Origin of the sequence: Persicitalea sp., from assembly GCF_041751555.1 — a bacterium.
GTDB lineage: Bacteria > Bacteroidota > Bacteroidia > Cytophagales > Spirosomataceae > Persicitalea.
The window spans coordinates 20488-29786 of record NZ_JBGSXF010000065.1; the positions used below are offsets into that span (position 1 = coordinate 20488).

At 51.0% G+C, this 9299-nt stretch carries 7 protein-coding genes; all 7 read left to right on the forward strand.

What is annotated here, in order from left to right; all coding sequences use genetic code 11:
- The first annotated feature begins 21 nt into the window (after positions 1-21).
- Positions 22-417, forward strand: a complete 396-nt coding sequence (locus ACEW8P_RS02135) for a response regulator (RefSeq protein WP_373511465.1) — start codon at positions 22-24, stop codon at positions 415-417.
- Positions 414-1460, forward strand: a complete 1047-nt coding sequence (locus tag ACEW8P_RS02140) for an adenylate/guanylate cyclase domain-containing protein (RefSeq protein WP_373511466.1) — start codon at positions 414-416, stop codon at positions 1458-1460. The genes ACEW8P_RS02135 and ACEW8P_RS02140 overlap by 4 nt, the downstream gene beginning before the upstream one ends.
- 166 nt (positions 1461-1626) lie before the next feature.
- Positions 1627-3864 carry a DPP IV N-terminal domain-containing protein gene (locus ACEW8P_RS02145; protein ID WP_373511467.1) on the forward strand — a complete coding sequence of 746 codons (2238 nt, stop codon included), beginning with the start codon at positions 1627-1629 and terminating at the stop codon, positions 3862-3864.
- 228 nt (positions 3865-4092) lie between these two features.
- Entirely contained in the window at positions 4093-4470 is a 378-nt protein-coding gene (gene rbfA, locus ACEW8P_RS02150) for a 30S ribosome-binding factor RbfA (RefSeq protein ID WP_373511468.1), read from the forward strand.
- Positions 4471-4488: 18 nt separating this feature from the next.
- Entirely contained in the window at positions 4489-5718 is a 1230-nt protein-coding gene (locus ACEW8P_RS02155) for an ABC transporter permease (protein WP_373511469.1), read from the forward strand.
- A 99-nt stretch (positions 5719-5817) separates the two neighbouring features.
- A complete protein-coding gene (locus tag ACEW8P_RS02160; RefSeq protein ID WP_373511470.1) occupies positions 5818-8439 on the forward strand; it encodes a M1 family aminopeptidase in 2622 nt (873 codons plus the stop codon).
- Positions 8440-8553: 114 nt separating this feature from the next.
- On the forward strand, positions 8554-9299 hold a 746-nt coding region (locus tag ACEW8P_RS02165; protein ID WP_373511471.1), incomplete at its 3' end, for a DUF6503 family protein.

The window sequence follows — 9299 nt, forward strand, 5'->3', positions numbered from 1 at the left end:
GTAGTTATAAATACATTTCATATGCAGGAAGATACTGGCGAGAACACCAAAATACTGGTCGTGGACGACGAGCGGGACATAAAGTCTCTGTTCGAGATGAAGTTCCGGCGCGAGATTCGGCGCGGTGATTTGTCCTTTTCGTTCGCTTTCTCGGGGGAGGAAGCGCTGAGCTACATGGAAGGTCACGCTTCGGAAGTAGTGCTCATTCTCTCGGACATCAATATGCCGGGCATGAGCGGTATTGAATTATTGAAGCGTATTCGTGTAAAGCATCCTTCGCCCAACCCCAAAGTCATGATGGTAACGGCATACAACGACGACGACTACTACCAGCAGGCAATATCTAACGGGGCGAACGATTTTCTGACCAAACCCATTGATTTCTCGAAGCTCAAAGAAAAACTCGAAGAACTATGACCACCAACATACTGGTTGTGGATGATGAGACGGACTTGCAGTCGCTCATTAAGCAGAAGTTCAGGAAGGAAATCCGGGAACAGAAGTACGATTTTGAGTTCGCTTTCGATGGAGAGGATGCGCTGGAAAAACTGAAAGAATTCCCCAAAATCGATCTTGTTTTGAGCGATATCAACATGCCCAAAATGGATGGGCTGACGCTTCTGCTCAAACTTCACGACCACAGTCCGATGATAAAGACCGTGATTGTGTCGGCCTATGGGGACATGGATAAAATCCGCACGGCCATGAATCGAGGCGCATTTGATTTTGTTACTAAACCCGTGGATTTCAAAGATTTGGGGTTGACGATTGAGAAAACCATCGAGCATATCCAACATCTTAAAAAGACGCTTCAGGCTATCAAGGAAAATAATATTCTGAAAATGTACGTGGATCGAAACGTCCTCGACTTCATGAGCGGAAGTGAATACGAAAACGTCATCACGGCCAACGAAACGGTGGAAGCGACGGTCGTGTTTATAGACATCTGTGGATTCACGGCTATCTCTGAGAAAGTACCTCCCGACGTGGTCGTGCGGCTTATCAATAAGTACTTTGATGTGATGGTGGGTGAAATCATCAACCAAAATGGCTACGTGGACAAGTTCATGGGCGACGCTATCATGGCTGTCTTCCGCGAGGAGTACCACCTCGACCGCGCCATTGAGGCCTCGCTGGCCGTTCGTTCCAAAATCGCCGAAATTGAGGAAGAACTTACCGCCGAGCTTACCTACCTACCCCAAGTGGCCATCGGCATCAATTCGGGCGAGATGATCAGCGGTAACATTGGCTCGGCTAAGCTACGGCGGCTGGATTATACGGTCATCGGCGATACCGTCAACATCGCTCAACGCTTCCAATCCATCGCCAAACCCAGCCAGATTATCATCAGCGAAGAAGCTTACAAAAAGGTAAAGGAGTCGTTTATTTGCGCAGAAGTCGGATCGGTAAAGTTGAAAAATAAGGCCAAACCAGTGCTGGTTTACGAGGTAGTCGAGTAGGTATAGCCATCGGGTTTTCAGCATACCCCAAACCTCCCGAAAATTTAACGGCAGACTGTTATTCCCAAGCGAGTGTTGCATCAAAAATAAGGGGATCGACGTTAGGACTACTGTAAAAGTCAGAACTAGACAATTTTAGGAAATACAGAATCAGGTAATAAACTTCATGAAAAAAATAATAACACTTCTCCTACTCCTGGCCGCCTCTGCTGGGTTCGCTCAGGTACCCGACACCTTCCAATGGTTGCCCGATGGCAGCGGCTACCGCGACGCCAACGAAAATGGCACCATCGAGCAGGTGACACTACCAGGACGAAAAAACAAAACGCTGGTCTCCAAGGAGCAGCTCACGCCCAAAAACAGTAACAAGGCGCTGGAAGTCAGGAGCTACACCATGTCCGAGGATGGTAAAAAGGTGCTGGTTTATACCAACTCCAAGCGCGTATGGCGCTACGACACCAAAGGCGATTACTGGTTACTGGATTTGTCGAACAATGATTTGACCCAAATTGGCAAAGACCTGCCTGAGTCCTCACTAATGTTTGCCAAAATTTCGCCCGACGGGCAGAAAGTAGCCTATGTGAGTGAGCACAATATTTATGTCGATGATCTGAAAACGGGCCAAACCAAAGCCCTGACGACAGACGGTACAGATCGCATCATCAATGGTACTTTCGACTGGGCCTACGAAGAGGAATTCGACTGTCGGGACGGCTTCCGATGGAGTCCAGATAGCAAGGCCGTGGCCTACTGGCAACTGGATGCGCGGAAAATCCGCAACTTTTTGATGACCAACTACACGGATTCGATCTACTCTTTCAACATTCCGGTCGAGTACCCCAAAGTAGGCGAAACTCCCTCGCCTTACCGCATTGGCGTGGTCGATTTGGCCTCAGCCCAAACCAAGTGGATGGATATTCCCGGCGACCCGCAGAATACTTACGTGCCACGCATGGAGTACGCTGGCAGTCCGCAGGAGTTGGTGATTCAGCAGCTCAACCGCAAGCAGAATGAAAGCAAGTTGATGTACCTCGACACCAAATCGGGCAAGGCTTCGGCGTTCTATTCCGAAACCGACAAAGCCTGGATCGACATCAAAAGCCGCTGGACCGACGGCCCCGAAGGCTGGGATTGGCTGAACGGCGGAAAGGAATTTCTGTGGGTGAGCGAAAAAGACGGCTGGCGGCACACCTACCGCGTGAGCCGCGATGGCCAGAAGGAAACGCTGATTACCAAGGGCACCTATGATATGATTAGCCCCGTCCTGATCGACGAGAAGAACAACGCCTACTACTTCATGGCCTCGCCTGACAATGCAACGCAGTCCTACTTGTACAAAACTAGGTTGGACGGCTCGGGCCAGGCCGAACGCATTACGCCCGCTGATCAAGCCGGTACTCACAAATACGATCTTGCCCCGAGTGGTACTTTCGCCAAACACAGTTTTTCCAACGCCCGCACCTACCCCATCATGGAGTGGATCACGATGAAAGACCAGGCGTCCCTGGACCCCAACGTCAGCGTCGAGAAAGGTATGAAAGCCGTACAGCGAGGCGGTCCATTTGACATTGAATTTTTCAAAATCAAGACGGAGGATGGCGTCGAGTCCGACGCCTGGATGGTGAAACCCACCAATTTTGACCCCAAGAAAAAGTACCCGATCGTGTTCACCGTGTACGGCGAACCCGCCGGAAGCCAGGTCATCGACCGCTTCGGTACGGGGCGCAACCGCTTGTACATGGGCGATATGGCTCAGGATGGCTACATCTACGCCGCCGTGGACAACCGCGGGACCCCCATGCCTAAGGGCCGGGAATGGCGAAAGGCAATTTACCGCAGCATCGGCACGGTCAATATCCGCGATATGGCCATGGGTGCCAAGGCGATGTTTGAAAAATTCCCCTTCATCGATACCGACCGCGTGGCCGTCCACGGGTGGAGCGGGGGCGGGTCTTCTACGCTGAATTTATTGTTTCAATACTCCGATATGTTCCAGACCGGCATTGCCGTGGCGGCGGTGGGCAACCAGTTGACCTACGATAATATTTATCAGGAACGCTACATGGGTCTGCCCCAGGAAAACCTCGAGGATTTTGTGAAAGGCTCGCCGATCACCCACGCCAAAAATCTCGTGGGCAATCTACTTTACATCCACGGTACGGGTGATGACAACGTCCACTACCAAAACGCCGAAATGCTGCTGGATGAATTGATTAAGCACAACCGTCAGTTCCAGTTCATGCCCTACCCCAACCGCTCGCACGGCATCTACGAGGGTGAAGGCACAAGCCGCCATCTGGCAACGTTGTTCACTAAGTTTTTGAAAGAAAAATGTCCTCCCGGCGAGAAGGTGATTGGAACTAGTACTTTTAGTGGCGCGAAAGTTTCGTCGGATTCCAACTGATCATTTTCACAGTTAAAACATTGTTTCGTAAAAAAACTGCCCCTCCTTCTGTGCCTGTTCGCCGTTCTGGGATCCAGAGCGCAGGTCCCGACCCAATGATCCGATCATGAATAATACAATTTGTAATTTTGCCAGGAACCCTAAGTTATGATTAGGGTAGATGGCTAGCGAAATGATTCACTTGGCTCCAATCCGCCCATTATCCACTCTTAACTCTCTACTAGATTAATGGAATCGAAAAGACAACAGAAAGTAGGCCGTCAAATCCAGAAAGACCTCGGCGATATATTTCAGAAAGAAGGCCAATACCTGGTGAACGGCTCGTTGGTTACGGTTACTGGCGTGCGGATGACGCCCGACTTGGGCATCGCTCGCGCCTATCTAAGTTTTTTGCCCGAAAAGAATAAGGCGGTACTTTTTGAAGGAATTGAAGAGAACACCAAGTTTATCCGTCAGAAACTCGGTGAAAGGGTGCGGCACCAGTTGCGCATCGTTCCCGAGTTGGAATTCTACCTGGACGACACCGCCGAATACGCCGCCAAGATGGATGCGCTCTTCGCCGACCTCGTCATCCCGCCTGCCGACGATGAAGACAAAACCGAATAATTCATCCGTTTAAGGAACATGAATTTACCCTTTCGGATCGCCAAGCGTTACTTTTTCTCGCACAACAAGCGCAGTTTCATCAGCATCATCGCGCTTATCGCCATGATCGGTGTGGGGGTGGGGACGATGGCAATGGTGGTCGTACTTTCTGTCTTCAACGGCATGGAGGATCTGAATCGCCAGATATTCAAGACCTTCGACGCTGACATGAAAATAACGCCTCGTGAAGGCAGACGCTTTGTGCTGCCAGACGCAGCTTTGCAAAAAATCAAAAGTACCGATGGTGTCGCGTACATCACGGAGGTTATCGAAGACAACGCACTCGCCCGGTATCGCGACAACCAAATGGTGGTACGTCTCAAAGGTGTGGACAGTACTTTTGAGCAGCGCGGCCAACTGGATACTGCAATGACCGAGGGCATTTTGAAATTGCAGGGTGAAAACGGTACGCCCTTCGCCGTAGTGGCTGATGGCGTCCGCAGTTCGCTTCTCATTTCGATGAACGACCCGCTGGCCGCTATTGAACTATGGTACCCACGCAACGACAGACGTACCCTTAGCCTGAATTCGCCCGATGCCTTCAATCAGGCGATTGTGCGCCCTGGTGGCACGTTCTTCATCGAAAGCCGTTACGACGATTTCGTCATTGCGCCGCTGGCCACCGTGGCATCGCTTTTGCAGTACGGAAAGCAACGTACTTCGCTCGAAATTCAGCTTCGCCCCGGCAGCGACCCCGAAGAAGTTCAGGACAAACTGCGAAATGTTCTGGGAAAGTCGTTCGTAATAGAAAATCGCGACGAACAGAACGCCGATCTGTTGCGGGCAATCCGGGTCGAGAAATTGTTCGTTACCGTGACCCTCGCTTTCATCATCATGGTAGCCGCCATCAATATTTTCTTTTCGCTCAGTATGCTGGCCATCGAAAAAAAAGACGACGTTCGGATGCTTTTTGCCTTAGGTGCTACGACTTCACTGGTTCGGCGAATTTTCCTTTCGGTCGGTGGTATCGTGGCCCTTTCGGGAGCCATTCTCGGTTTGGTATTGGGTGTAGGAATCTGCTGGATACAGCAAAAGTACGGGTTAGTTTCGATGGGTATGGTCAGTTCAATGGTGGATGCCTATCCAATAAAACTCGTTTGGAGCGATGTGGGGGTGACGGCTTTGATAATAATTCTAATAACGGTTGCGGTGTCGTATATTCCCGCCAGAAGGGCGTCTCACGGCGTGGATACTTCGCGATTAGGGTAGTTCGACGTAATTGGTACTTAGCTATTTGGTCTTTATTCGTCGGGCAAGTATTTTAAAGAAGTGTGCTGACTGATATCTTGTGAGCTTTACAATCTGATTATGAAATCTTTGATTAATACGGTTAAAATCGAGGCCTTTCTCCTTGCTTTTTTAGTGATAATGGCTGTCGGAAAGACGGAAGCCTCAACTCCCTGGAATCCGTTGACGTGGCCTGTGTCCTCGCAGACCTACCCCGCCGATACATCTCGCCGCGCGCCGGGTGTGGTGACCAAAGCGGGCCCCTATCGCCCTACGCGTACTCTTCAGAATGATATTATCCACACGCGCCTCGACCTGCGGTTCGACTGGCTGCGACAACAGGTACTTGGTACGGCGTTAATTACCTTCAAACCCTACTTTTATCCCCAAAACCTTTTGGTACTCGATGCCAAAGGGTTTGAGATTCAAGCTATTTACCACCTTGATAGTCTGATCCGAAAGGACACGCTGACCAACAAGATTACCAAGGAATCCAAGCGCAGTCGGTTGGAATACGCTTATGACAAACGGCAGCTAACCATCCGTTTGCCGCGTGATTACAACCGCAACGAAAAGGTCTATGTACAAATCGATTACGTGGCCAAACCCAACGAACTACCACGCGAAATCCTGGGCGATCATCCTGAGGAGAAGGGACTGTATTTTATTAACGCCGACGGCATGGATGAGGGCAAGCCTCAGCAAATCTGGACGCAGGGCGAAACGCAGTACAACTCGACCTGGTTTCCAACGGTGGACAGTCCCAACGAGAAAATGTTGCAGGACTTCTATATCACAGTCGATACTACCTACCAAACTTTGTCGAACGGTATTTTGGTCAGTGATTTCAGCAACGGAGACGGTACCCGCACCGATCACTGGCGACAATCGCTGCCTCACGCGCCCTACCTGGCGATGATTGCCGTCGGCAAATATTCCATCACCAAAGAAGTGATGGCCAATGGCCTGGAAGTCAGCTATTATGTTGAGCCTAAATACGCTAACGATGCCAAGGCTATTTTTGGTCGGACGCCCGAGATGATCGCCTACTTCTCCAACATCTTCGGAATGCAGTTTCCCTGGGAAAAGTACGCGCAAATCGCCGTACGCGACTTCGTGGCGGGTGCCATGGAAAATACTACCGCCACCGTCCATCAGCAGAGCATTCAAGCCGACTCCCGCGCCCTGGTAGATGGCAACTCCGACGACGTAATCGCCCACGAACTAGCTCACCACTGGTTTGGCGACCTGGTGACGAGCGAGGAATGGGGACAACTGGCACTGAACGAATCCTTCGCCAATTACGCCGAGTACCTCTGGACGGAGAATTACTCCGGTGCCGCCGCCGCCGATTGGAAAAATTTGCAAGAATTAAAAAACTACCTCGGCGAAGCCGACCAGAAAAAAGTACCCATTGTCCGGTACTTTTATCAGGACAAAGAGGATATGTTCGACAGCCACTCTTACGCGAAGGGCGGACGCGTGCTACACATGTTGCGCAAGATGGTGGGTGACGATGCATTTTTTGAATCCCTGCAAACCTACCTGAAAGCGCATCGCTACGGCACGGCCGAAATCTCCGACCTGCGCATGGCTTTTGAAAAAGTGACAGGGCAGGATCTTAACTGGTTTTTCGATCAGTGGTTTCTCACCCCTGGCCATCCGGTGCTGAAAGTGGAGCAGGATTATTCGGGGGCAAACAAAACCGTCAGCTTAAAAGTCACACAGTTGCAGGATACCCTTGCCTCAACCGTTTACCGCCTGCCGCTCAAAGTGGACGTGTGGTTGGATAGCGTCAAAACGCGTTACAACGTGGTGATCGACAAGGCGAAGCAGACGCTGGAATTTCCGGCTAAGTACAAACCAGAACTCGTCATCCTCGACGGTGAAACGCAGTTGCTCGGCACCATAGACATGGAGCACAGCCGCAACGAGTGGATTTACCAGTTTTATCACGCCGATAAGTTTCTGGCTCGCTACGATGCTTTGACGCACCTCGAAGGTCAACTCAATGACCCCGAAATCAGAGAACTCATGCTGGCGGCGATGGACGACCCATTCTGGAAAATCCGGCAGGTAGCCGTGGCCAACTTCTCGGCCTACGACGGAGCTGAATTTGCCGAGGCTGAACGACTCCTCCAAAGCCACGCCCGTACGGACCCCAATTCGCTGGTACGCACCGAGGCAATCCTGTCATTAGCTTCTTTCGGTGACGATGCGAATATGCCGCTCTTTCGTGAGGCTCTAAACGACACGTCTTACCTGGTAGTTTCCGTGGCCCTCGACGCCTTCCTGATGCGTAAGCCAGAAGACGCGGCCGACATCGCCAGGCGCTTCGAAGACTCGCGTAACGACGCCATCGTGGCCTCAGTGGGCAACTACTACGCCGGGCTCGCCACGCCGGAGCGCTACGACTGGTTTCTGAAAAAAATGGAGGGTATGAACCCGTCCGACCGCTACAATTTCCTGCAGGTTTTTGGTAAATACCTCATCAAATCACCCTCCGACGTGCAGCGGCGCAGTATTCCGGTGCTGGAAAGTATGGCCCGCAATAACCCAGCCTACTTCGTGCGCTTCGGGGCTTACCAGGTGCTGGGGCTTCTCACCGACATTCAGGGCGTCTCCGCCATCCGAAAAGACATCCGCGGCAACGAGCGCGACCCAAAGTTGAAGGAGATGTATAGTCAGATTGGGGAATTGTAATTGTTGAATTGTTGAATTGTTGAATTGCGAGGGAGGGCGGCTATCGTTGCTGTCTACTTGCCTATTCTGACAACTTTGGCGCTTTGTGCCTTTTAACAGTAATCACTCTCTTCTATGCCTATTTTTTCCCTAAAAATAACTTTGTGTCGGTACGCCATATCACTTTGTGCCTTTGTCTGGTTCGGCATTCCGACTTTGTGCCTTTTTGAAACCGCCTACGCCCAAGACACCAAAACGCTCCTCAACCAATGTCTGGGAGCGCACGGGGGAATTGAGAAATGGAATAGCTATGAGGCGTTACGGTACAAGTTGGATGCTTCAGGCAAGACTTCAGTGCAGACGATTCAACTCCATGACCGCCGGACGCATCACAAGGCGACGAACTACGAGATGGGCTACGATGGTACGAAAACGTGGCTCGTCGGGGATAAAAAAGACGTACCGACGGGCAATCCCGATTTCTACCATAATCTTGATTTTTACTTCTTCGCCATGCCGTTCGTGATCGCCGATCCGGGCATTATTCTGTCGCACGGAGGTCAGATGGAAGCAGAAGGCAAGACCTTCGATGTCCTGGAAGTCCGCTACAATGATAATGTGGGAGTCGCCCCAAAGGACGTTTACAGACTATTGATCGACCCCGTCACCCACCGCATGGAATGGCTGCTTTACACTGTTACCTTTTTCAACCAGGATAGCCAGAAGATGTCGGCCAAGAAGTACCTCGACTGGAAAAATGTGCAGGGGCTTTTAGTGCCTACCCGAATGGAGAATTACTCTTTTGCCGATGGAGTCATCAGCGGTGAGCCAAGCGCACCGCGCATTTTCTCGGAGATTAAGTTTTTCAAGAAATTGAAGGA